The following is a 23,129-nucleotide window of genomic DNA, read 5'->3' as shown; positions in this document are numbered from 1 at the left end:
CACAAGGACCCGCGAGGTCCGCCAAGTGTTCCCACCACCAGCACAAAACTTGAGTGGGTTCCTGTCAATGGGGCGGAGACGGGGCGCACGAAGCAGTCGGTCAGGCCAGCTCGGCCGTCAGCGTGATCGTCGTGCCGGTCAGAGCCTGGCTGACCGGGCAGTTCTTCTTTGCGCCCTCGGCCGCCTCCTGGAAGCCGGCCGCGTCCAGGCCGGGGACCTCGCCGCGGACGGTGAGGTGGATGCCGGTGATGCCCTCACCCGGCTGGAAGGTCACGTCGGCCTTGGTCTCCAGACGGGTGGGCGGGGTGCCCGCGCCGGTGAGGCCGTGGGAGAGCGCCATGGAGAAGCAGCTGGAGTGGGCGGCCGCGATCAGCTCCTCGGGGCTGGTCTTGCCGTTCGCCTGCTCCGCGCGCGACGGCCACGACACCGGCTGCGAACCGATGCCGGAGGAGTCGAAGGTGACGGTGCCGGTGCCCTTGAGCAGCTCGCCTTCCCAGACGGTGTGTGCGGTGCGCGTGGTGGCCACGATGAGTCCTTTCTGTGGGTCATGATGCCGGAGTCCCGTCGCCGGGGTTCCGTGCCCTTATCCGATCACATTCCGGCGGGTCCGAGGCTCATCTCACCCTGAACACCGGCCCCCGCGCGGTGAACGGCAGGCGAGCACCTTGTGGAATCAGGTACGCGTGCTCCCGCCGCACCCGCAGCACGTCGATCCAGCCGTCCGTGATGACGAGGACCGGCGCGCGCGGCGGGAAGTCCTCGGCACGGTGCAGCAGATCGACGCCCGGCTGCAGCTCCGTACCGCCGCGCCCGCGCACCCGCACCCGTCCGGCGATCTCGGTGACGGGCAGGAACCCCGCGTCGTGCGGGGCCGCGTCGCAGAAGACGACCCGGGCGGCCGGTACGTCACGGGCCTCGGCGTACGAGGCGATCGCGCCCAACGCCTTGCCGAGCAGCGTGCGGTCCATGGAGGCGGAGGTGTCGAGCACGACGCCGAAGGTGCACCGGGTGATCTCCTCGGGCGGGAAGTACCGTCCGGCGCGCGGGATGTCGGGGGTGGCGGACTGACGGCGCGAGGGACGCGCGTAGGTCCGTACCGCCTGCGGGCGGGGCACGAACTCGTCGAACCAGCGCGCGAGTTGCGCGTCCCAGGGCAGGGGCGGATGGCTGAGGGCGCGGATCTCCTCGACCAGACCGGCGGGCAGCAGGCCGCGTTCCTGCCGCTCGTGCAGGTCGAAGCCCCGGGCGAGGCCGCGGCGGTAGAACTCGTCGAGGTCGACGTAGTCGCGCGGCGAGCCGAGCGGGCCGCCGAGGATGTCACCGGCGCCCCTGCCGCGCAAGGTGGCGAGCCGGCGCATCCGGCGCAGGTCGCCGGCGATCCGGTCGTAGACCTCCTCGGCCGACAGCCCGGACAGCCCGGGGTCGTACAGCAGCCCCTCGGGCATCGTGCCGACCCGCATCTCGCGCAGCCAGTCGTTGATGACGTAGTCGGCGGCGATGTTGAACAGATACGGGTCGCGGGTGCCGCAGCGGTCGCCGTGGCGCAGGGCGGCGTGCAGCATCTCGTGGGCGAGGATGAAGCGCCACTCCTCGTCGTCGAACTGGCGCAGCGGGTTGATGTAGATCTCCCCCGCCTCCGCGTCGACGGCCGCGATGGAGATGCCGTGGGCGTGGGCGAGTTCGACGTCGGCGACGATGCGGATACCGGCCGCGATGCCGCCGAGCAGCGGGTAGGAGGAGATGAACCAGCTCAGTGCCTTCTCCCAGGGACGCCTGAGGATCGGCTCGTCGTCCAGGGACTCGCGGCGGCCCCCCGCCATGTCCATCGCGGCGGACATCGTGCGGGTGAGGGCGTGCGCGAAGGCGAGCTGCCAGTCCGTGGGCGTACCGCGCCACTTGGGCCAGGTCAGCAGGAGCTGGTCGGGCTCGTCACCGGCCGTGCCGCAGTGCGCGTACGCAGCCGGGAGCCCGTCCCGGCGCCAGCGGGCGGCGAGGCGCTCCTCGTCGCCGTCCGGGTAGCGGGCGGGCAGGTCCTCGGGCGTCAGGCCCACAGGGAAGGTGAGCAGGAACCGGTTGACGGCGACGCAGCGGGCGGCGAGGTCGTACCGGTCGGGCTGGGTCCGCACGCCCTGCGCCGCCGGGACGTGCCCGAAGCCCAGGTGGACGGCGGCGTGGGCGATGGCCCAGGCCCAGGCGTCGGGGGCGGCGAGCCGGTCGGGGTGCGCGTGCAGCACGCCGTCGGAGTCGACCCGGACGAGACCTTCGCGAGGCGCGAGGTCGCACTTCTCCGTGCGGCAGACGGTGAACCCGACCGCCCGCAGCGCGGGGTTGTGGCGCACCGCCTCCAGCCCGGCCTCGAACGCCTCACCGGCGAGGTCGCGCTTGGTCTTCTTTCCGCCCTGCCGCTTGCCACCGGACGTGCTCACCGGCGGGCCTCCACCAGCCGGGGCATGTCGCGGGCCGCCTCGACCAGGAACCAGGCGGGCAGCACGGGATTGCCGTCGTTGTCGTCGGCGATGACGGTCTGGGCGACCTCGACGGAGATCTCCGCGAGCCGCACCAGGAGGGACTTGGCGCGGTACGCGGTCTGCCGCCCGTTCGCCGACATGTGCTGCTTGCTGACCGGCAGTTCCTTGATCAGCCGCCCGCGGAACGAGTCGGCGAGGTAGTACAGCAGGTCGCGGTCCTCCACGCGGTGGGGCCAGCCGGCCTCGCCCTTGAGGATCGCCTCGATGCCGAACCTGCTGCGCACGATCTTGACGTAGCCGCAGAAGGCCACCGCGTGCGCGGGCGTCAGCGTGCCGTGCGCGAGGACCTTCAGGGTCTCCTCGTCGAGGTCGCGCCCGAAGGAGTGCAGCGCGTCGGAGAGCATGTGCCAGGAGCGGGGCGTCGAGAACGGCTCCTCGCTCTTCGGCGGCTTCGACCACAGGTGGTCCGGGCGGTCGGTGAGGTGGTCCAGGATCCAGGGGTGGATGCCGTTGTCCTCCGCCCACACGAGCCAGTCCTTGGCCGAGGCCTGGAGGTGGACGTGGGTGAGACGGTTGACCAGCGCGGAGGCGATGGGACGGGCGAGGGCGTTGTCGGTGGCCCGGTTGCCGGCGCCGATGACGATCGAGCCCTTCGGCAGCTCGTAGGTGCCGATACGGCGGTCCAGGATCAGCGAGTAGAACGCCTTCTGCACATCCGGGGTGGCCGCGTTCAGCTCGTCCAGGAACAGGCAGTACGGCTCGTCGCGGGCGATCGCCTCCGGCGGGCAGAACACGGAGCGGCCGTCGCGGATCTGCGGCACGCCCATCAGGTCCTCCGGCGCGAGCTGCGTACCGAGGAGGCTCACGCACTCCAGGCCCAGCGACTCGGCGAAGTCCCGTACGAGGGAGGACTTTCCGATGCCGGGGGCGCCCCAGACGAAGACGGGGCGGACGGTGGCGAGGCCGAGCAGCAGCTCGGGGATGCGGGAGGGGGTGACGGTGACGGCTGCCTGCAAGGCGGGGGCTCCAGGGGTTGGTCCTGCGGACGTTGCGGACAGTGTGGGTGACCGCTTCGCCGGAGCGCAGCCGAATTTTTGTGGGGCGGGGCGCCTATGCGTCTGCCGGGTTCTGTTCGGGGGCGGGCGCGGGTTCGTCGTGGCCGGTCGCGCAGTTCCCCGCGCCCCTGAGGGGCGCGCTGCCGTGGGCCAGGGGTACTTGGGGGCCGTTCGCCTCCCGTAGCCATCTTCTGAGTACCCGGTGGATGTGTTCCGCGCCGACCAGGTCCTCGTTCTCCTCGGCCGGGGCGGAGAGGGCCAGGGGGGACATCAGGAAGGGGCGGGACTGACAGCCGCCCAGGCCTCCGTGGGAGCCGATCTGTTCCTCGAAGGCGAGGACCTCGCCGTCGGTGGGGTCGTACCAGGAGTTGACCATGATGTCGGCGGTGTGGGGGAAGCCGTGGGTGCGGCGTACGGCGTCGGCGGCGCCGGGGCCGAAGTCGGCCAGGGGGCCCGGGTGTTCGTCGCTGAGTTCGTCGATCGGGATCTCCGCGCCGTGCGCGCCGAGGACGACGCCGCCGTGCTCCTCGCTGCGGACGAGGACGAAACCGATGCCGGGGTGGTTGGCGAGGGTGGAGAGCAGGGCGGGGTGGCGGGCGTCGATCTCCTCGCGGCTCAGCCGGTGGGAGACGTCCGGGAAGGAGACGAGGCCCAGGTTGCCGGAGGCCAGGGTGATGGGCTCGGAGCGACGGGTGGGGCGGTACTCCTCGACGCCCTCCTCCACGGGGATGCGCAGCGCGGCCCGGACCGCCGCGCGGGCCTCGGCGCCGCTGTGGGTGCGCTGGGCGCGGCGCGGGACGGGCAGGCCGCAGCCGGCGCGGACCAGGTCGCCGAGGGTGAGGCCGTAGCGGCCGAGGAAGGTCTCGCCGGGGGTCTGGCCGTGGTCGGAGAGGAGGACGATCCGGTAGGCGCGCGGGGCGTGTTCGGCGACCTGGGCGATCAGCGCGAGGGAACGGTCCAGGCGCTCGAGGATCTTCGCGGCGTCCCGGCTGTGCGGTCCGGAGTGGTGCGCGACCTCGTCGTACGCCACCAGGTCCGCGTAGATCGCCGCGCGGCCCGCGAACATGTCCCCGATCACGGCGGCGACGACGACATCGCGCTCTACGACGGTCGCGAAGGCGCGGATGAACGGGTAGAGCCCGCCGCGCTTGACGCGGGGGCGCTGCTGGGCGAACCGGGCCCGGGTGGACTGGCCGATCTCCCGCAGGACGTCGGCGACGAAGGACATGGCGGTGCGGACGGCGTTGGCCGGGTCGGAGAAGTAGGCGAAGTACCCGGCGCGGGACCGGTTGCGCCGGCCCCGGCGGGCCGCCATCGACAGGACGAGAGCGAGCTGCTCGGCGCCGCCGCTGAAGAGGTTGCCGCGGCTGGCGCCGTCGACGGTCAGCAGTCCGCCGTCGCCGGTGCGCTCGACGGCCCTGCGCTGGAGTTCGGCGGCGCTGGAGGGCCGGTTGCAGACCATCACCTCGCGGGTGTCCTTCTCGTACCAGCGGAAGGCGGGCACGTCGTGGTTGGTGCCGTGCAGGATGCCGAGCTGGCTGGCGCCGGTCTGGCTGGACCAGTCGGTGCGCCACGGCGTGAGCCGGTGCGTGGGCCGGGGGCGGGCGGTGCCGGCCGACGCGGGCGGCGGCGCGAGGCCCAGCCACTCGGCCACGGTCGGCATCAGCCCCTTCTCCGTCGCCGCCTCCAGCACGTCGTGGCCGACGCCGTCGAGCTGGAGGAAGACGGTGCCGGGTCCGGCGGGCCCCGGGCGGCCGTCGGCGTGCCTGCGGCGGCGGTAGGCCAGGCGGTACAGCCGGCGCCGGTAGGCGTCGTCGTCCCGCACGGCGAGGGCACCGCCGGTGGCGGAGGCGACGGCGGACATCACGGCGGCCACGACCACGGCGGTCTCGGGCGCGGCCGCGCCCTGGCCGGAGGGGTTGAGCCGCAGGGCGAGGAGGAGCAGGGAGCCGTTGAGGAAGAAGACGAGCAGGCCGAGGACGAGCGCCGGGACCAGCAGCAGGGCCCGCACCAGCAGCGGCCACACGAGCGAGGACAGCAGACCGAACGCGCCGGCGCCGAACGCCGCGGTCACGGCGATCTGTGTGGCGCTCTCATCGCTCTCGGACCGGAGCCGGAAGTCGGGCAGCGCGCCCGCGAGCACGAGCATGGTCAGCGTGGACACCGCCCATACGGCGAGCATGCGCCAGATCCCGCTCAGCACCCTCCGCCAACGACCACCGCCCACGTTCTGGCCACCTTTACCGTCACGATCCTGGGGTCAGCCTGTCATAGGGGGTGGGGGCGCCGGGGTGGCATTTCGGGGTGGCACGGGGGCACGGCTCTCGGAGGGCCGGGGAGGGGTCAGGGCTTGCCGTACTTCGCGGGCCGCAGGGCGTCGGTGGCTGGTCGCGCAGTTCCCCGCGCCCCTGACGGGGCGCTCAGCGGCCGTCGTAGCCCGCCGTCGGCATCGACAGGCGGCGGTGGACGTGGGCCTTCATCTGGGCGTCGTAGGCGGGTTCGGCGTGGCCGACGGTCTCGACGCGGATGCCGCGTCGGACGCACTCGGCGGTGAACTCGTCGACGGAGGCCAGGGCGCGTTCCAGGACGCGGCGGCTGGGGGCGACGAAGAGATCGACCAGACCGGCGTCGACATCGGCCCAGAGGGCGCAGTGATCGGGGCGCAGACCTCGCACGAGCAGCTCGCGCGTCACCACGTAGCCGCGCTCGGCCGCCCAGCGGGCGCACATGGCGTACTGGCTGCGGGAGTCGACCAGGAACGGATCCGCCTCCAGTTCCTCCAGCGGCGTCAGGCTCGCTATCGCCGCGACGCGCACCACGGCGCCGCGACCCGCCGCGCCGCGTCCCGCCGCGCCCCCCGCCACCGCGCCGCGCCCCTGAGCCGCGTCCTGGCACGCCACGCCGGAGACGCCGCTCCTGTCTCCCATGTCTCCCATGCTGTTCCCCCCTCCCCCGGGTCCGCGCCCCGTCCTGCGGAGCGAACCGCGGACGCCGGAACCGGCATGCCCGCCCACGGCATGATCCACCGGACGGGCTCAGGCCGCAGACCCTACTCCAGCCCGTAGGCTCGGGGGAGTAGCGCGAAGGAGGCGAACGGAGTGCCGGTGGAGATCACCTGGTGGGGTCATGCGACCTGCACCGTGGAGGACTCGGGAACGAGGGTGCTGACGGACCCCCTGTTCGCGCGCCGGCTCGCGCATCTGAGAAGGCGCCGGGGCGCGCCCCCTCCGCCGGCGGCCGCGGTCGCGGACGTCGCGCTGGTGTCGCATCTGCACGCCGATCATCTGCATGTCCCCTCCCTGGCGCGGCTCGCCCCGGGGACCCGGGTCGTGGTGCCGAAGGGCGCGCCGCGCCAGGTGCCGGGGTTGCGCAGGCTGGCGCATCTGCGGCTGTCCGAAGCGGTGCCCGGGGACCAGGTCAGGGTCGGTGACCTGGTCGTACGCGCTGTCTCCGCCCGGCACGACGGACGGCGGCTGCCGGTCGGGCCGCATCGTTCGCCCGCCCTCGGCTTCGTCGTCGAGGGCGAGGCGCGGACGTACTTCGCCGGGGACACCGGGCTGTTCGAGACGATGTCCAAGGAGGTCGGGCCGGTCGACGTGGCGCTGCTCCCGGTCGGCGGCTGGGGGCCGTACCTCGGCGAGGGGCATCTGGACGCGGGGCGCGCGGCGGAGGCGCTTGCGCTGCTCGCGCCCCGGAGCGCGATTCCGGTGCACTACGGCACGTACTGGCCGATCGGCATGGACGCCGTGCGCCCCCATGAATTCCACGCCCCCGGCGAGGAGTTCGTGCGCCTCGCCGCCACACGGGCTCCCGAGGTGGCCGTGCACCGGCTGGGGCATGGGGAGAGCGTACGACCGGGGGTGGCGCGATGAGACGCCCGCCGACGCGGGTCGCCGTGGTCGCGAGGGAGGCTCGGTGATCGTCCTGGCCGCCGTGAGCACCCCCGTGCCGTACGCGTCCACCCAACAAGCGATCGGCTACCCCACGCTGTTCCTGCTGGTGCTGGTCGGAGCGCTGGTGCCAGTGGTGCCGACGGGGGCGCTGGTCAGTTCGGCGGCCGTGGTGGCGTTCCATCAGACGGCGCCGCTCTCGCTGCTGATGGTGTTCGTGGTGGCGTCGGTCGCCGCGTTCCTCGGGGACATCGCGCTGTACTGGCTGGGGCGGCGCGGGATGGGTTCCAAGAACGGTTCGCGCTGGCTGGAGGCGATCCGCCGCCGGGCGCCGGAGGACCGGCTGAGCCAGGCGCAGGCCAAGCTCGACGACCACGGGGTGGCCGTGCTGGTGCTGTCCCGGCTGATGCCGGCCGGGCGCATCCCGGTGATGCTGGCCTGTCTGCTGGCGAAGATGCCGTTGCGGCGGTTCGCCCGGGGGAACCTGCCGGCGTGCCTCGCGTGGGCCGTGACGTACCAGTTGATCGGCATCCTGGGCGGGTCCCTGTTCAAGGAGCCGTGGGAAGGGGTGCTGGCGGCGGTCGTGTTGACGGTGCTGATCAGTGTGGCGCCGAGTGTGTGGCGCCGGGTCGTCGGCTGAGCCCTCGGGCTTCGGGTGAGACCGGTCGGTCAGTCCAGTACGCGGGAGCCGCCGATCGGCAGGTCCCACAGGTGCTCGCGGGGCAGTCCGGCCGCCTGCCATGCCGCCCGCACCCTCTTCAGGGGTTCGAGGACCGGTTCGGCCGACAGGACGAAGGTGGCCCAGTGCATGGGGGCCATGTGGCGGGCGCCGAGGTCCAGGAAGGCGCGGACCGCCTCCTCCGGGTCGCAGTGCACGTCGCTCAGCCACCAGCGGGGGTCGTAGGCGCCGATGGGCAGCAGGGCGACGTCGATGCCGGGGTGGCGGCGGCCGATGAGGGAGAACCAGTGGCCGTAGCCGGTGTCGCCGGCGAAGTAGAGACGCCTGCCGTCGGGGGCCGTGAGGACCCAACCGCCCCACAGGGAGCGGCAGGTGTCGGTGAGGGTGCGCTTGGACCAGTGGTGGGCCGGTACGAAGTCGAAGCGGACGCCGTCGAGTTCGGCCGCCTCCCACCAGTCCAGCTCGGTGACCCGGTCGAACCGGCGCCGCCGGAACCAGCGGCCGAGCCCGGCGGGCACGAACACCGGGGTCCGGCGCGGGAGTCTGGCCAGGGTGGGGGCGTCGAGGTGGTCGTAGTGGTTGTGGCTGATGACGACCGCGTCCACGCGGGGCAGCGCGTCCCAGTCGACGCCCACGGGGGTGATCCGTGCCGGGGTGCCCAGGATGCGGCGGGACCAGACGGGGTCGGTGAGGACGGTCAGCCCGCCGATCCGCACCACCCAACTCGCGTGCCCCGCCCAGGAGACGGCGACGGTGCGGGCGTCCACGCTCGGCAACGGGCCCGGCTCGTACGGCAGTCGAGGGATGTCGGCGAGCCCGTCGGCCCCGGGCCGTACCGAGCCCTCCCGGGCGAACCGCGCGAACGCCTTCAGCCCGGGGAGGGGCGTGGTGAGCCGGTCGGCGAACGACCGCGGCCACCGGCGCGGCTCACCGAGCGGGCGGGGCTCCGCGAGCGGGGGGAAGGGGGTCGTCGTGGGGGTGGTGCGGGTGGTCGTGGAGGTGGTGGTGCTCGACTCGGAGGGGAGGGTCATCGCAGGTCCTCCAAGGTCGCGCCGAGGTGGGCCAACGCCCGTTCCACATGCGGGAGTTCCAGGGGGTCCGGCGCGGCCAGGGCCTGGGCGCGCTCCGTGTCGGTGGTGCCGAGGAACGCGTCGGTCGACAGCCGGACGCGCAGCGCCCCGAGGTCGTCCCCGAACCGGTGACCGCCGGGCGCGGGCATCCCGAGCCGGTCGGTGAGGAAGTCCTCCGCCTCCTGGGCGTCGCCGACGCCGTGCCCGGCGAGGGCCGAGCGCAGCGGGGCGAGGTCGGCGTACAGATGCCGCCCGGCGCGCGGCGGCAGGGCGAGCGCCCCGGCGGCCACCACGGCCCGGTGCGCGGCGTCGGCGAGACGCGCGTGCAGGCGTACGGCGGTGGCGAGCCGTTCGGTGACGGGGGCGGGCTCGTCGAGGGCGTGCGCGGCGGCCGCCGCGACCGGGGTGGCGACCCGGGCGCCCAGCGCGGTGAGCACGTCCAGGACCCGGTCGCGCAGCCCCGCACCGCCCCCGTCCCCCGGGAAGCGGGCGACGGCGGCCGGCCAGCCGGCCGGCAGGAAGGCGCCGGCGAGGTCGGCGACGACGGTGACCCGGTCCGGCACCATCTCGGCGGGGCTGAACAGCACGGTGTCGTGCGGGTCGTGCACGGTGTCGCGCCAGGTCTCGTCGCTGACCAGGTGCAGCCCCTCCCCCAGGGCCGCCTCCATGGTCTCGTGCACCAGTTCGGGCGGAGCCACGGTCGCGGTCGGGTCGTCGGCGACGCACAGCACGAGCAGCCGGGGATCGCCTCCCTCGGCCCGGATCCTGCGGACGGTCTCCAGGAGCGCGTACGGGTCCGGCACGCCCCCGCACTCGGCGGGTGTGGCCACGTGGAAGACGGATCTCCCGAGCGCCCGCGCCTGCGGCTCCCACCAGGCGGCACACGGCCGAGGCAGCAGCACGTCGCCGCCGATCGCGGCGGTCAGGGCGAGAAGCAGGGCGGGAGCGCCGGGGGCGGCGAGGACCCGGTCCCGGGTGGTGGCCAGTCCGCGTCGGTCCCAGTAGCCGCAGGCGGCGTCCAGGAGGGCGGGATCACCACCGAGGGGGACGGGGTCGGGGCGGCCCGCCGCGGCGGAGAGGACGGCGGTCAGTTCGGGCAGGACGGGCAGTCCCTGGGTGGGAAGGGGCGGGCCGTAGCGGACCGGACCGTGTCCTTCCGGATCCGTCCGCCGCATATGTGCCTCCGCCCGCTCCTGGTGCGTGGCCCGGCGCTCACCCCTCCGGGATCGCTCCGGGATGTCGATGATGCTCCCTCGTGCGTCGGGGTGCGTCGGCGTGCCGTGTCGAACACGGCCGGCGTCGCGCGCACCCTCGGCCTGTCAGTACCCAGGCTCACGCGCCCCATGGGCCCCGGTACGGGTTGCGCCGGTCACACGCTCACGGCGTCCAACGGTCCCGGCGGCGCAGCCGGTGCACGGCCGCGCCGAGCGCTCCCGCGACGAGGAGGCCACCGGCGACCATGGCGGGGACGGAGTCAGTGAAGGCACCGCCGTCGCCCGCGTGGACGCCCCGCTGGACCGGGGCCGGTTGGTGGGTGGAGTCGTGGGAGGGCTGGTGCGTGGGCTGATGGGTCGGCTGGTGCGAGGGCTGGTGGGTGGACCAGGACTGGTCGCCGCCGACGGAGACGTCGAACGCGGCGCTCCACTGTTTGCCCTCGCCGCCGGGGGCCCCGGGGCACACGCCGTCGACGCCCCACTCGGTGGCCGGGGCCGCCGCGTCGACGCCGGTCTCGAAGTCCGCGGCGGGCGCGATCTTCGCCGTGCCCTGGTAGGAGGGGCCGGCGGCGGAGTCGCCGTCGCCCGGGAGGCGTTGCAGCGTGACGGTGCCCTGTTCGAACGCCTGTGAGCTGGCGTCGATGGTCTCGGGGGCGGTGCCGCCGGTCGGGTCGCAGGCGACGGAGAAGGTGAGGGTGCCGCCCGGTTCGACGGACTGCGGGTTCACCTCGGCCGCGGGATCCGCGTGGGCGGTCGGGGCGGCGGCGCCCAGGACGACGCCGATCAGGGCGGTGGCGGACAGGACACGGGCTCTGCGGCGCATGGGCGGACGCGTGGGCGGGGGCATGGATGGGACTCCTTCGGCCGGCTCCGGCGGGGTGGGGGCACGACCGCCGTGCCCCGCGTCCATCAGAGCGCCGAGCCCGGCGGGGCGCGCGCCGCCGGGCACCATTCGCGGGACACGGGGGGCCGACCGGGTGACGGTGCGCTCCGCTGGGTTGAGCCGGTGGGCGCCGGGGCTGTGGGGTTCGTTGTCGGCCGCGGGTTCGTCGTGGCTGGTCGCGCAGTTCCCCGCGCCCCTTCGGGGCGCGCTTCGGTTCGACTCAGTCGGAGAGGGAGACCAGTTCCTTTTCCAGGCCCCTGCCCCGCTTCTCGACCACGGCCGACGCGACGTCCGAGAGTTTGCGGTTGGTGCCCTGGGAGATGCGGCGCAGGACGGTGAACGCGGCGTCCGCGTCGCAGCCGAGGACGTGCATGACCATGCCGCAGGCCTGGTCGACGACGGGGCGGGAGCGCAGGGCGGCGCCGAGCTGGTCGAGTTCGGTGAGGGCGGCCCGGTAGGAGCGGTCGCGGACGATGCAGGTCGCCGCGAGGTCGCCGAGGGCGCGCGCCGGACCGTGCGGGGCGTCCTCCAGAGCATGGGGGCGGAAGCTGTAGAGGCTGAGGGTCACGGTGAGCCCGGAGCGCCTGAAGGGGAGCGTGATGCTGGACCGTACGCCCGCGTCGAGGGCCACCGCCCGGTACTCCGGCCAGCGTTCCTCCCGCAGCAGATCGGCGGAGTCGACGGGCTCACCGCGCTCCAGCGCGGCCGGGAGCGGTCCGTGACCCGAGTGCAGTTGGACGGCGACGAGTCCGGCGAGGTCGGGGTGGGTGACCGCGGCCGGCTGCTCGGTGCCGCTGTCGGACACCATGCCGCTGGCGCCGCAGCAGTCCTGGGTGCAGCGGGCGGCCTGCTCGACGAGTTCGGAGAGCCTCCTGCCCGGATGTGCGGATTCCGCCGACTCCCCTACCACGCGGCCGAGTTGTTCGCTTTCCGGCATGATGCACCCTCCTCCTCCGATCGCCTTCCCACGCACCCGCGCGGAAAACGATTCTTCGGCTTTCGGTCCGGCCGTGCCTCACCGCCCGTCAGGCGCTACGTTCGTCGCATGACGCAGACGGACGAATTCGGTGAGGAACTCGCGGATTTCGTACGCCGTGTCGCTGAGCTCAAGGCAGCACGCTCGGTACCGACGGGAGATCTCCCGACGGTCCTGGACGCGGCCTTCTTCGAACTCGACCATGTCGCGGCCCAGTTGTGGCCGTGGTACGAGCGGCTGACCGCCTCGGGGCCGGTCGGCGGCACCTCGTCCGCCGCGCAGGAACACCAGTTGCTGAAGACCGTGTTCCAAAGCCTGCCGCTGCCGGTGGTGTTGGTGGACCGGGAGACGGTGGTGCGGCGCCTCAACCGGGCCGCGACCGCCTTCACCGGCGTACAGTCCGGTTATGCGACGGGCCGTCCGCTCAGCGGTTTCCTCGCCCATTCCGACCGGGGGGCGTTCCGGTCCCAGGCGGCCGCCGTGGCCCGGGGCGAGGGGGACCGCAGTCTCAGCGTCCATCTGCAGCAGCGCCCGTCGTTGCCGGTCCGTGCCACGCTCACCAAGCTGCGCCCCGGCAGCGGCGAGCCGCGCAACACCGTCCTGGTCGTCCTCCAGCCGGCCGGGCACCGGATGCCGACCGTCGAGCCGCTGCGGCCGTTGCCCAATCTCACCGAGACCACCCGTCACGCGGCCCTGATGGACCTCGTCGACGCGATGACCACGGCCCTGCTCACGGCGCCCGCCGGCGCGGCCCTCGATCGTGCGGCCCGTGTCCTGCACGGCCGCTTCGCAGACTGGGTGGTCGCCGACACGGTGAGCCCCGGCCTCGCGCGCTCGACGGTGCTGGCCCCTTCGGAGGAGGCGGCGAAGCTCCTGGTGTCCCAGGACCCCGCCACCTGTCCCCTCGTCGTCACGGCCGCCCGAGGCGGCTCCCCCGCTCTCCAGATCCGCCCCGCCGACCCGGCCGCCTTCGGCCACGACGGCTCCGGGGCCCCCGTCCTGGTGAAGGCCGACGTGACCTCCCTGCTGGCGGTGCCCCTGGCACTCCCGGAAGGCCCGGTCAAGGGCGTCCTGACCCTCTTCCGCTCAGGCGCCCGCCTGGCCTTCTCGATGGCCGAGGCCCAGGCGATGGACACGATGTCCCGCCACATAGCCCTGGCGATGCAGACCCGGACCAGGTAGCCGGGGCCGCGCCCCGTAAGGGGCGCGGGGAACCGCGCGACCAGCCACGACGAACCCGCGGCCGACCACGCTCCCCACTCCCACGGCGCCCCCGGCCAACCTGCGGAGCTACACCGCGTCCTTCATCACCTGGTCCCGCAGCCGATCACAGCACCGGCTGATCAACCGCGACACATGCATCTGCGAGATCCCCAGCTGTTCGGCGATCCGGCTCTGCGTCATGTCGCCGAAGAACCGCATGTAGAGGATCGCCCGCTCCCGCTCCGGCAGCGCGGCCAGCCGGGGCTTGACGGCCTCCCGGTCCACGACCGTGTCCAGCGCGGGATCGGGCGACCCCAGCGCGTCGCTCAGCGAGTAGCCGTCCTCGCTCCCCGGCAGCTCCGCGTCCAGCGACAGCGCCGTGAAGCTCTCCAGGGCCTCCAGTCCGACCTGGACGTCCTCCTCGCTCATGTTCGCGTGGGCCGCGATCTCCGCGACGGTGGGCCGCCGCCCGGAGATCGTCTGGGACAGGTCCTGACTGGCGAACCGCACGCGGTTGCGCAGGTCCTGGACCCGGCGCGGCACGTGCAGGGTCCACATGTGGTCCCGGAAGTGCCGCTTGATCTCGCCGGTGACGGTGGGTACGGCATAGCTCTCGAAGGCGTTGCCCAGCTCGGGGTCGTAGCGGTCGACCGCCTTGACGAGGCCGAGCGAGGCCACCTGACGGAGGTCGTCGTAGCTTTCGCCGCGGTTGCGGAACCGGCCCGCGAGCCGTTCGGCCATGGGGAGCCACGCCTCGATGATCTGCTCACGCAGGGTGTCCCGCTGCTGACCGGGCGGAAGCGCGGCCAGTCGGCGGAAGGCCTCAGCGGTGTCGGGGGCGTCGTCGTGCGGATGGTGCTTCGCCTGGGTACGCATGGTGCGTCGCAACTCCCTGGAAGGTGCCTCTGGGATGGACGGTCACCGTGGGGGCGCGGGCGTGCTCATGGACAGCACACCCGTGAGGGAGAAATCGCCACTTCCACGGACGTGCCTCCTGTCCGAAGCACTGTTATGCGCCTGCCCCGGATCATGCTCGGCAAACACATTCGGGGTTTTCCATTCCGCCCGCGGGTGACTCGCTCGGGAGACCACACCCCGGGAGGTCCAGTATGAGCACCACCGTCGCCGATCACATCTTGCGGAGGCTGCGCGAATGGGGAGTCGAACAGGTATTCGGCTATCCAGGGGACGGGATCAACGGGCTGCTCGCGGCCTGGGGCCGGGCCGAGGACCGGCCGCGGTTCATCCAGTCCCGGCACGAGGAGATGTCCGCGTTCCAGGCGGTCGGGTACGCCAAGTTCTCCGGTCGGCTCGGGGTGTGCGCGGCGACGTCGGGTCCGGGCGCGATCCATCTGCTCAACGGCCTGTACGACGCCAAGCTGGACCATGTGCCGGTGCTGGCGATCGTCGGCCAGACGCACCGCAGCGCGATGGGCGGCTCCTACCAGCAGGAGGTCGACCTGCACACCCTGTTCAAGGACGTGGCCTCGGACTTCGTCGAGACGGTGACCGTGCCCGAGCAGCTGCCGAACGTCCTCGACCGGGCGATCCGCACCGCGTACGCCCGCCGCGCGCCGACGGCCGTGATCATCCCCGGTGACGTGCAGGAGCTGGAGTACTCGGCGCCGACCCACGAGTTCAAGATGGTCCCCTCCAGCCTGGGCGGCGAGGCCTGGACGGCGGTGCCGTCGACCGAGTCGGTGGAGCGGGCCGCCGAGATCCTGAACGCCGGCGACAAGGTCGCGATCCTCATCGGGCAGGGCGCCGCCGGGGCCCGCGCCGAGGTGGCCCGGATCGCCGAACTGCTCGGCGCGGGTGTCGCCAAGGCGCTCCTCGGCAAGGACGCGCTGAGCGACGAACTGCCGTACGTCACCGGCTCGATCGGACTGCTGGGCACGCGGCCCTCGTACGAGCTGATGCGGGACTGCGACACCCTGCTGACGATCGGCTCGTCCTTCCCGTACTCGCAGTTCCTGCCGGACTTCGGCAAGGCGCGGGCCGTGCAGATCGACATCGACCCGCACATGGTCGGTATGCGCTACCCGTACGAGGTGAACCTCGTCGGCGACGCGAAGGCGACGCTGGAGCGGCTGATCCCGCTGATCGATCCGGAGCGGGGCCGCGAGTGGTACGACGAGGTGTGCGCGGGGGTGGCGCGCTGGCGCGAGGTGACGGCACGCCGGGCGGAGCTGTCGGCCGACCCGATCAACCCCGAGCTGGTGGCCCACGCCCTCGATCCGCTGCTGCCGGACGACGCGATCATCTCCTCGGACTCCGGTTCGGCGGCGAACTGGTACGCCCGCCACATCACCATGCGGGGGCGTATGCGCGGTTCTCTGTCGGGCACGCTGGCGACGATGGGCTGCGGGGTGCCGTACGCCATCGGCGCGAAGTTCGCGCACCCGGACCGGCCGGCGATCGCCCTGGTCGGGGACGGGGCGATGCAGATGAACGGCATGGCGGAGCTGATCACGGCGGCCAAGTACCAGGACCGCTGGGAGGACCCTCGGCTGGTGGTGGCCGTCTGGAACAACCACGACCTCAACCAGGTGACGTGGGAGCTGCGGGCGATGGGCGGCGAGCCGTCGTTCCTGCCCTCGCAGGAGCTGCCGGACGTCCAGTACGCCGCCTTCGCTCGCTCGCTGGGACTGACCGGCATCCGGGTGGAGAAGCCCGAGGACGTGGAGGCCGGCTGGCGGGCGGCCCTCGCGGCGGACGGGCCCGCCGTCGTCGAGTTCCTCACCGATCCGGCGGTGCCGCCGATCCCGCCGCACGCGACCTGGGAGCAGATGGAGTCCACGGCCGCCTCGATCCTCAAGGGCGACGCCGACCGGGCGTCCATGGTCAAGCAGGGCTTCAAGGCGAAGGTGCAGGAGTTCCTGCCGGGCACCCGCGCGAAGGACGACGGCCCCGCGTGAGATCCCTGGGTCCCCGTGTCGGTGCCGGGCGTTCGGGTACGCGGGGGCCACCAACCCATCTGGAGGGGAGTCATGCAGCGAGGCAGCGACCGGCTGAGCGCCCACCGCGACGACGAGATGAAGCACGAACTGCAGGGGTTGCTCCGTTCGGGGCATCCCACCCGCACGGAGGAATGGAACGACCCCGAGCCCTACGCCGAGGACGACCCGGAGGTGGCGTACGGGCCGGTGACGCCGAGCCGGGCGCCCGCACGGGTGGAGGCGCTGCGGCTGGACCTGGCCCGGGTCCTGGGCCGTACGTCGTTCCCGGCGCGCCCCGCCGAGCTGATCCGGGTCCTGCGGGACCGGCACGCCCCGGACGGGCTCGTGGCGCCCTTGGAGCGGCTGCCGCACAAGGCGCGCTACGACTCGGCCCACCGGCTCGCGGAGGCGGTGGTGCAGGCGCAGGACGACGACGGCGAGGCGACCGGGGAGAGCGGGGGCGGGGCCGCACGGCCTCCGGCGGACACCACGGAATCCGCACATGACGGGGACACATAGGCCCCCCGCGCTCGGGTACTGCGGGCAGGGTCACGCCGACGCGGGCGTGCCCCCCGCGGTCGGGGCGGAGCGACGAAAGGCCGGGAGACCATGGCCGAGTTCGTGAGGGAAGTCATGACGCCAGGGGTGGTGGCGGTCCGCCCGGACGCCTCGCTCGTGGAGGCGGCGCAGTTGATGCGCGCCCAGGACGTCGGGGATGTGCTGGTCGCCGCCGACGGGCACGTGATCGGGGTCCTGACCGACCGCGACATCACCCTGCGGGCCGTCGCCGACGGGGCCGACCCGCTGACGGTGAGCGCCCAGGCCGTCTGCACCCCGAACCCGGTCGTGGTCGCTCCGGACGAGGCCGTGTCCGCCGCGGTCGAGCTGATGTGCGATCACGCGATACGCCGGCTGCCCGTCGTGGAGGACGGACACCCGGTGGGCATGGTCAGCCTCGGCGACCTGGCCGTCGCCCAGGACCCCGATTCGCCCCTCGCCCACATCAGCCGGGCGGAACCGGACCCCTGGCCGGGAACGGACCCACGCTCCGGGACCGGACCGGGGACCGGCAAGCCCTTCACGACCACCGCGGGGACGGCCCCGACCTCAGACATCACCACCCCACGTCGGACAGCGACCGGCACGGAGATCATGGACGACGACAGCGTGAGCACCGAGCAGTGGCCCGATCACTCCCGTACCGTTCCTGTGGACTGAGCGGGAGTGAGTCCGTTCAGCCGCGCGCCCCGAACGGTCTTGGGCGAGCTGGTCCCCGGCGTACTCGCCCCCGGGTGGCGACACGCATCCTGTGCGTGGTCCTGGCCCGGGAGGCCGGTTCCCTACGCGACCTGGCCAGGTGGATACAGCCAGAGGCGACGGGGAGGCCCTGTTCCATCCTCTGGTGGAACGGGGGCCCCGCACGCTGACGCCGTACCCGGTGTCCCAGGTCGCACAGCCACGTTAATCCAAACAGCCCAACGCACCGCAAGCCTGAAAGCCGACCCTCACACGATCGAGCTAATGCGACCTCGTACGCAATCCTTGCCAAGCAACTCCAACCCCGTCCTGGAGGCGCTGGAGCGCTACCGGCGCGGCGGGCGTCGGGCTTTCTCGCCGCCCGGTCACAAGGGCGGTACGGGTGTGGACGCGCGGGTCGCGCTCACGCTCGGCCCCGATGTGTTGGCCTCGGACGTGCTCGCCCTCAACGGGCTGGACGACCGGCGGATGTCGGGCCGGGTCCTGGAGCGCGCCGAGGAGCTGATGGCGGACGCGGTGGACGCGGACCGTGCGTACTTCTCCACCTGCGGCAGCTCCCTGTCGGTGAAGGCGTCGATGCTGGCGGTCGCCGGGCCGCACGAGAAGCTGCTGATCGCGCGCAACGCCCACAAATCGGTGATCGCGGGCGTGATCCTGGCGGGCGTCGAACCGGTGTGGGTGCGCCCGCGCTGGGACGCCGAGCACGCGCTGTCGCATCCGCCGGGCCCCGAGCAGGTCGCCGAGGCCTTCGAGCGGGCGCCCGACGCGAAGGGCATGCTGCTGGTCACGCCCACGGCGTACGGCACCTGTGCGGACATCGCCGCGATCGCGGAGGTCTGTCACGCGCACGGCCGGCCGCTGATCGTCGACGAGGCGTGGGGCGCCCATCTGCCGTTCCACGAGGCCCTGCCGAGCTGGGCGATGGACGCGGGTGCCGACCTGTGTGTGACGTCGGTGCACAAGATGGGCGCGGGCCTGGAGCAGGGCTCGGTCTTCCATCTGCGGGGCGACCTGGTCGATCCGGCCGTGCTCAGGCTCCGCGGCGATCTGCTCAACACCACCAGCCCGTCGGTCCTGATGTGGGCGGCGCTGGACGGCTGGCGGCGGCAGATGGTGGAGAGCGGCCATGAACTCCTCGATCAGGCGCTGAGGTTGGCGGCCCGGCTGCGTACGGAGGTGGCCGCGCTGCCCGGACTCGTCCCGCTAGCCGACGACGAACTCACCGGTCCCGGGCGGGCGTTCGCGTACGACCCGCTGATGGTCGTGATCGACGTCGCCGGTCTCGGCACGAGCGGCTACGCGGCCGTCGAGTGGTTGCGCGAGCACCACCGGGTCGATCTCGGGCTCGGCGACCACCGGCGTGTGGTCGCCCAACTCACCCACGCCGACACGGAGGAGAGCTGCGCTGCCCTGCTGGACGCCCTGACGGACCTGGTGAAGCGGCGCGAGTCGCTGCCGCCGCGGCCGGACATGCGGCTGCCCGAACCGGAGGAGCTGGAGCTGGAGAGCGTGATGCTCCCCCGCGACGCGTTCTTCGGGCCGGTGGAGCAGGTGCCGTTGGAGGAAGCGGTGGGCCGGGTGGCCGCGGAGCCCGCCAGCCCCTATCCGCCGGGGGTGCCGGTGATCTGTCCGGGCGAACGGATCGACCGGGCGGTCGTGGAGTACCTCGGATCCGGGGTGGAGCACGGCATGTACGTACCCGATCCGTCGGACCCGGAGCTGCGCACCCTGCGTGTGGTGGCCCGGTGACCGGCGACGGAGACAACCGCGGCACAAGACGCGGAACACGGCGCCGAGCACGGCGCGGAACACCGCAAGGAACACGGCAAGGAGAGGAGACCGAGCAGCCATGCGTATCGCATTCCTGACGGCACCCGAGGGTGTGGAACAGATCGAGCTGACCGAGCCCTGGCAGGCGGCGGAGAACGCCGGTCACGAACCCGTGCTGGTGTCGACGAAGTCGGGACGGATCCAGGCCTTCGACCATCTCGACAAGGCGGACACGTTCCCCGTCGACGCCGTGGTGGGCGAGACTCCGGCCGAGTCGTTCGACGCGTTGGTCCTGCCCGGCGGGGTGGCCAACCCGGACTTCCTGCGCATGGACGACAAGGCCGTGTCGTTCGTCCGGTCGTTCTTCGAACGGGGCCGTCCCGTCGCGGCGATCTGTCACGCGCCGTGGACGCTGGTGGAGGCGGACGTGGTGCGCGGCCGGGTCCTGACCTCGTGGCCGAGTCTGCGGACGGACATCCGCAACGCGGGCGGCACCTGGGTGGACGAGCAGGTGAAGGTCTGCGACCACGGCGCGGGCAAGCTGGTGACCAGCCGCAAACCGGACGACCTCAAGGCGTTCTGTGAGGCGTTCCTCGACGTGTTCTCCCAGGAGGCCGCCTGATGAGCTCGCCCATGGACCGCAAGCGGGAGCAGCGCGAGGCAGCCCACCCGGTCGACCCGGCGTCGGGCCCCCTCACCACCGACCAGGGCGTGGCCGTCGACCACACCGACGACTCACTGACCGTCGGTGAGCGCGGGCCGACCCTGATGGAGGACTTCCACTTCCGGGAGAAGCTCACCCACTTCGACCACGAGCGGATCCCGGAGCGGGTCGTCCACGCCCGGGGCGCGGGAGCCTACGGGTACTTCGAACCGTACGAGTCCTGCGCGGAGTTCACCCGGGCCGCGTTCCTCCAGGACCCCTCGGTGCGCACCCCGGTCTTCGTACGGTTCTCGACCGTGCAGGGGCCGCGCGGCTCGGCGGACACCGTGCGGGACGTACGTGGCTTCGCGACCAAGTTCTATACCTCGGAGGGCAATTACGACCTGGTCGGGAACAACTTCCCGGTCTTCTTCATCCAGGACGGGATCAAGTTCCCCGACTTCGTGCACGCGGTGAAGCCGGAGCCGCACAACGACATCCCGACGGGCGCGTCCGCGCACGACACGCTCTGGGACTTCGTGTCGCTCCAGCCGGAGACGCTGCACGCGATCATGTGGCTGATGTCCGACCGGGCGATCCCGCGGAGCTACCGCATGATGCAGGGCTTCGGCGTGCACACCTTCCGTTTCGTGACCGCCGACGGGCGGGGAACGTTCGTGAAGTTCCACTGGAAGCCGAAGCTGGGCACGCACTCGCTGGTGTGGGACGAGGCGCAGGAGTGCCAGGGCCGGGACCCGGACTTCAACCGCAGGGATCTGTGGGACGCCATCGAGGCGGGTGAGTTCCCGGAGTGGGAGCTCGGCGTCCAACTGGTGCCGGAGGAGGACGAGTTCGCCTTCGACTTCGATCTGCTCGACGCGACGAAGCTCATCCCGGAGGAGCTGGTGCCGGTGCGGCCGATCGGCCGGATGGTGCTGGACCGCAACCCCGAGAATTTCTTCGCGGAGACCGAACAGGTCGCCTTCCACACCGCGAACGTCGTCCCGGGCATCGACTTCACCAACGACCCGCTGCTCCAGGCCCGCAACTTCTCCTACCTGGACACCCAGTTGATCCGCCTCGGCGGCCCCAACTTCAGTCAGCTGCCGGTGAACCGCCCCGTGGCCCCCGTGCGCACCAACCACCGCGACGGCTATCACCAGTCGGCGGTCCACCGCGGCACGAACTACTTCCCGAACTCCCTCGGCGGGGGCTGCCCGGCCCACGCGGGCGTCGACCCGCAGGCCTACACGCACCTCGCCGAGCGCGTCGACGGCGCCAAGATCCGCCGCCGCAGCGAGAGTTTCAAGGACCACCACAGCCAGCCGGCCATGTTCTGGAACAGCATGGCCCCCTGGGAGAAGCAGCACATCGTGGACGCCTTCCGCTTCGAGCTGGGCAAGGTCGGCGCCCTTTCCGTCCGTGCCCGCACGGTGGAGCAACTGACCAAGGTGGACCCGGAGTTGGCGGCCGAGGTGGCGAAGGGCATCGGGGTGCCCGTCCCGTCGGACGCCGAGCCGGTGGCGTACAAGCTCGCCTCGCGGGCCCTCAGCCTGGAGGCGCAGCGCGGCCCTGGTTCCCTCCGCACCCGGCAGATCGCCGTGCTGGTGGCCGACGGGGTGGACGCCGAGCAGGTGACGAGTGTGCGGGAGGCCCTGGCCGCCGAGGGCGCCGTCGTCGAGGCCCTGGCCGCCCAGGACGGCACGGTACGCGGGGCGGACGGCGCCGAGTACACCGTGGACCGGGCCCTGCCGACGGTGGCGTCGGTCCTGTACGACGCGGTCCTGCTGCCCGGCGGTCCCGTCGCCACACCGTCCCCGTCGACCGATCCCGACGCCATGCGCTTCGTCCGAGACGCCTACCGCCACGGCAAACCGATCGGCGCCCTCGGCTCCGGCGTCGGCATCCTCGCCGCGCTCCAGCCCGAGGGGGTCCGCCTCTCCTCCGAGTTCCACCACGTGGTCGCGGACCGGGGCGTGGTCACGGACACCGCCCAGGGCACCGCGAGCGACGACTTCACCAGGGAGTTCATCACGGCGATAGCGGCCCACCGCCACTGGAACCGCCCACCGACCCGCTGCTGATCACGATGGGGGCGCCCCTCGCAACAAGGGGCGCCCCCTCTGCTTTCAGGGGCGCGGGGAACTGCGCGAGCAACCACGACGCACCCGCACCCCGCGACGCACCACCACCCCCACCCCCGAACCGGCCCTCATGCCTCCGGCGCTAGGGCCTCCGCCCGAGCAGACACAACAACCTGGTCTGCGCGTCCGCCCCCACCGGCGGAGCCACCGGCGCCGCGAACAGCCCGCTCTTCTCCAGATCACCGGCGTACGGAGCGATCTCGTCCACCGCGAACCGCACCAGCTCCCCCGGCAGCCGCTCGTCCGCCCCGATCGCCCGCGAAAGATCCCACGCGTGCACGACGAGATCGGCGGCCATCTGGGCGCAGTACGCGGTCGCCGGGGTGTCGCCGTACGACAGGTGGACCGTGCGGTCCAGCGCACCGGGCGCCGAGAGCGCCTCCCGCGCGGAGTGCGCGGCGGTGTCCCAGGAGGCCGCGGGGTCGGACCCCAGCAGGTCCCCGCCGAACGTGTCGCCGACCTCCTCGATCATGCAGCCGTCCCGGACCAGCGAGGGCACCCACAGCTGCTCGGAGACGAGGTGGTTGACGAGGTCGCGGACCGACCACTCGGCGCAGGGCGTGTCCGCCCCCCACTGGTCGTCCCGGACGGCGTGGACCCGCGCGCCGAAGAGGTCCTGGGCCTCGGCGTGCCGGTCGAGCAGCGCACGCCTCCCCGCGGTCGCGCCGGATCTCATGTCGTCGCCGGCCCTCGATCCCGCGCGCCTTCGCGCGTACGGCCCGAGACGACCGGCCGGCGCGGGTGGCGGCGCAGATACTCGCCCTCCAGTTGGGCCATCCGTTCGTTGTGGGTGCGCAGCGCCTCGGTCGAGCCGTGCAGCAGTGTGTCGTGCCGCGTGCGGTGGATCGACTCCAGTTCCTTCATCAACTGCTGGTCGTCCAGTTGGTCCGGGTGCACTCCGGTCATGGTGGTACCCCGATCTCGGTGGGTCCTCCCTC

At 72.7% G+C, this 23,129-nt stretch carries 20 protein-coding genes and 1 pseudogene; 9 read left to right on the top strand and 12 right to left on the bottom strand.

Translation table 11 applies throughout. The features are described 5' to 3' along the window. Positions 1 to 100: 100 nt before the first annotated feature. The 5 genes from L3078_RS37820 to L3078_RS37800 form a co-directional block, all read right to left on the bottom strand. On the bottom strand, positions 101 to 526 hold the full coding sequence (locus tag L3078_RS37820; RefSeq protein WP_012999567.1) for an OsmC family protein: 426 nt from the start codon (positions 524 to 526) through the stop codon (positions 101 to 103). Between the two features lie 88 nt (positions 527 to 614). Continuing rightward, complete coding sequence (locus L3078_RS37815) at positions 615 to 2,426, bottom strand: vWA domain-containing protein (protein ID WP_239758552.1); 1,812 nt, start codon at positions 2,424 to 2,426, stop codon at positions 615 to 617. Next, positions 2,423 to 3,484, bottom strand: coding sequence for an ATP-binding protein (locus tag L3078_RS37810; protein WP_239758550.1), 1,062 nt, complete (start codon positions 3,482 to 3,484; stop codon positions 2,423 to 2,425). The genes L3078_RS37815 and L3078_RS37810 overlap by 4 nt, the downstream gene beginning before the upstream one ends. Before the next feature lie 94 nt (positions 3,485 to 3,578). Then, entirely contained in the window at positions 3,579 to 5,750 is a 2,172-nt protein-coding gene (locus tag L3078_RS37805; RefSeq protein ID WP_420864139.1) for a phage holin family protein, read from the bottom strand. A 193-nt stretch (positions 5,751 to 5,943) separates the two neighbouring features. Further along, positions 5,944 to 6,459 carry a hypothetical protein gene (locus L3078_RS37800; protein ID WP_239758548.1) on the bottom strand — a complete coding sequence of 172 codons (516 nt, stop codon included), beginning with the start codon at positions 6,457 to 6,459 and terminating at the stop codon, positions 5,944 to 5,946. Positions 6,460 to 6,621: 162 nt separating this feature from the next. On the opposite strand from L3078_RS37800, the gene L3078_RS37795 reads away from it, so the two are divergent. Both L3078_RS37795 and L3078_RS37790 read left to right on the top strand, forming a co-directional pair. Next, a complete protein-coding gene (locus tag L3078_RS37795) occupies positions 6,622 to 7,395 on the top strand; it encodes an MBL fold metallo-hydrolase (RefSeq protein WP_239758547.1) in 774 nt (257 codons plus the stop codon). Positions 7,396 to 7,438: 43 nt separating this feature from the next. Then, positions 7,439 to 8,053, top strand: coding sequence for a DedA family protein (locus tag L3078_RS37790; RefSeq protein ID WP_239758546.1), 615 nt, complete (start codon positions 7,439 to 7,441; stop codon positions 8,051 to 8,053). A 29-nt stretch (positions 8,054 to 8,082) separates the two neighbouring features. Here the strand turns inward: L3078_RS37790 and L3078_RS37785 are convergent, their stop codons facing one another. The 4 genes from L3078_RS37785 to L3078_RS37770 all read right to left on the bottom strand — a co-directional run bounded on the left by L3078_RS37785 (position 8,083) and on the right by L3078_RS37770 (position 12,196). Next, a complete protein-coding gene (locus L3078_RS37785) occupies positions 8,083 to 9,123 on the bottom strand; it encodes an MBL fold metallo-hydrolase (protein WP_239758544.1) in 1,041 nt (346 codons plus the stop codon). Then, entirely contained in the window at positions 9,120 to 10,337 is a 1,218-nt protein-coding gene (locus tag L3078_RS37780; RefSeq protein ID WP_239758542.1) for an aminotransferase class I/II-fold pyridoxal phosphate-dependent enzyme, read from the bottom strand. The genes L3078_RS37785 and L3078_RS37780 overlap by 4 nt, the downstream gene beginning before the upstream one ends. Before the next feature lie 202 nt (positions 10,338 to 10,539). Continuing rightward, positions 10,540 to 11,199, bottom strand: coding sequence for a hypothetical protein (locus L3078_RS37775; RefSeq protein ID WP_239760634.1), 660 nt, complete (start codon positions 11,197 to 11,199; stop codon positions 10,540 to 10,542). Between the two features lie 280 nt (positions 11,200 to 11,479). Continuing rightward, entirely contained in the window at positions 11,480 to 12,196 is a 717-nt protein-coding gene (locus L3078_RS37770; RefSeq protein WP_239758540.1) for an ANTAR domain-containing response regulator, read from the bottom strand. A 108-nt stretch (positions 12,197 to 12,304) separates the two neighbouring features. On the opposite strand from L3078_RS37770, the gene L3078_RS37765 reads away from it, so the two are divergent. After that, entirely contained in the window at positions 12,305 to 13,417 is a 1,113-nt protein-coding gene (locus tag L3078_RS37765) for a PAS domain-containing protein (RefSeq protein WP_239758538.1), read from the top strand. Between the two features lie 108 nt (positions 13,418 to 13,525). Here the strand turns inward: L3078_RS37765 and L3078_RS37760 are convergent, their stop codons facing one another. After that, positions 13,526 to 14,314 carry an RNA polymerase sigma factor SigF gene (locus L3078_RS37760; RefSeq protein WP_086801509.1) on the bottom strand — a complete coding sequence of 263 codons (789 nt, stop codon included), beginning with the start codon at positions 14,312 to 14,314 and terminating at the stop codon, positions 13,526 to 13,528. A gap of 233 nt (positions 14,315 to 14,547) precedes the next feature. Here L3078_RS37760 and L3078_RS37755 point away from each other — a divergent pair, with 233 nt between their 5' ends. The 6 genes and pseudogenes from L3078_RS37755 (at position 14,548) to L3078_RS37730 (ending at position 22,131) form a co-directional block, all read left to right on the top strand. Continuing rightward, a complete protein-coding gene (locus L3078_RS37755) occupies positions 14,548 to 16,356 on the top strand; it encodes a thiamine pyrophosphate-requiring protein (protein ID WP_239758536.1) in 1,809 nt (602 codons plus the stop codon). Positions 16,357 to 16,428: 72 nt separating this feature from the next. Next, positions 16,429 to 16,896 (top strand): DUF2795 domain-containing protein, encoded by a 468-nt coding sequence (locus L3078_RS37750; RefSeq protein WP_239758534.1) that lies wholly within the window; start codon positions 16,429 to 16,431, stop codon positions 16,894 to 16,896. 90 nt (positions 16,897 to 16,986) lie between these two features. Then, positions 16,987 to 17,421, top strand: a pseudogene (locus tag L3078_RS37745) (CBS domain-containing protein); the annotation flags it as partial. 498 nt (positions 17,422 to 17,919) lie between these two features. Next, entirely contained in the window at positions 17,920 to 19,383 is a 1,464-nt protein-coding gene (locus L3078_RS37740) for an aminotransferase class I/II-fold pyridoxal phosphate-dependent enzyme (protein ID WP_239758532.1), read from the top strand. 100 nt (positions 19,384 to 19,483) lie between these two features. Then, entirely contained in the window at positions 19,484 to 20,026 is a 543-nt protein-coding gene (locus L3078_RS37735) for a type 1 glutamine amidotransferase domain-containing protein (RefSeq protein WP_239758531.1), read from the top strand. Further along, entirely contained in the window at positions 20,026 to 22,131 is a 2,106-nt protein-coding gene (locus L3078_RS37730) for a catalase (protein ID WP_239758530.1), read from the top strand. The genes L3078_RS37735 and L3078_RS37730 overlap by 1 nt, the downstream gene beginning before the upstream one ends. Positions 22,132 to 22,273: 142 nt before the next feature. Here L3078_RS37730 and L3078_RS37725 read toward each other — a convergent pair whose 3' ends face one another. Continuing rightward, entirely contained in the window at positions 22,274 to 22,867 is a 594-nt protein-coding gene (locus L3078_RS37725) for a TIGR03086 family metal-binding protein (RefSeq protein ID WP_239758528.1), read from the bottom strand. After that, complete coding sequence (locus L3078_RS37720) at positions 22,864 to 23,097, bottom strand: DUF6158 family protein (protein WP_239758526.1); 234 nt, start codon at positions 23,095 to 23,097, stop codon at positions 22,864 to 22,866. Before L3078_RS37720 ends, L3078_RS37725 begins: the two co-directional genes overlap by 4 nt. Positions 23,098 to 23,129 lie beyond the last annotated feature (32 nt).

This window comes from Streptomyces deccanensis, from assembly GCF_022385335.1.
GTDB classification, from domain to species: domain Bacteria; phylum Actinomycetota; class Actinomycetes; order Streptomycetales; family Streptomycetaceae; genus Streptomyces; species Streptomyces deccanensis.
Note: the sequence above shows the minus strand (reverse complement) of the source record. Positions and strands in the feature narration are given on the sequence as shown.

Excerpts from the sequence above, each read along its gene's own strand:
- L3078_RS37800 (WP_239758548.1), bottom strand. The coding sequence starts at position 6,459 with ATGGGAGACATGGGAGACAGGAGCGGCGTCTCCGGCGTGGCGTGCCAG.
- L3078_RS37785 (WP_239758544.1), bottom strand. The coding sequence starts at position 9,123 with ATGACCCTCCCCTCCGAGTCGAGCACCACCACCTCCACGACCACCCGC.
- L3078_RS37780 (WP_239758542.1), bottom strand. The coding sequence starts at position 10,337 with ATGCGGCGGACGGATCCGGAAGGACACGGTCCGGTCCGCTACGGCCCG.
- L3078_RS37775 (WP_239760634.1), bottom strand. The coding sequence starts at position 11,199 with ATGCGCCGCAGAGCCCGTGTCCTGTCCGCCACCGCCCTGATCGGCGTC.
- L3078_RS37770 (WP_239758540.1), bottom strand. The coding sequence starts at position 12,196 with ATGCCGGAAAGCGAACAACTCGGCCGCGTGGTAGGGGAGTCGGCGGAA.
- L3078_RS37765 (WP_239758538.1), top strand. The coding sequence starts at position 12,305 with ATGACGCAGACGGACGAATTCGGTGAGGAACTCGCGGATTTCGTACGC.
- L3078_RS37760 (WP_086801509.1), bottom strand. The coding sequence starts at position 14,314 with ATGCGTACCCAGGCGAAGCACCATCCGCACGACGACGCCCCCGACACC.
- L3078_RS37755 (WP_239758536.1), top strand. The coding sequence starts at position 14,548 with ATGAGCACCACCGTCGCCGATCACATCTTGCGGAGGCTGCGCGAATGG.
- L3078_RS37750 (WP_239758534.1), top strand. The coding sequence starts at position 16,429 with ATGCAGCGAGGCAGCGACCGGCTGAGCGCCCACCGCGACGACGAGATG.
- L3078_RS37735 (WP_239758531.1), top strand. The coding sequence starts at position 19,484 with ATGCGTATCGCATTCCTGACGGCACCCGAGGGTGTGGAACAGATCGAG.
- L3078_RS37730 (WP_239758530.1), top strand. The coding sequence starts at position 20,026 with ATGAGCTCGCCCATGGACCGCAAGCGGGAGCAGCGCGAGGCAGCCCAC.
- L3078_RS37725 (WP_239758528.1), bottom strand. The coding sequence starts at position 22,867 with ATGAGATCCGGCGCGACCGCGGGGAGGCGTGCGCTGCTCGACCGGCAC.
- L3078_RS37720 (WP_239758526.1), bottom strand. The coding sequence starts at position 23,097 with ATGACCGGAGTGCACCCGGACCAACTGGACGACCAGCAGTTGATGAAG.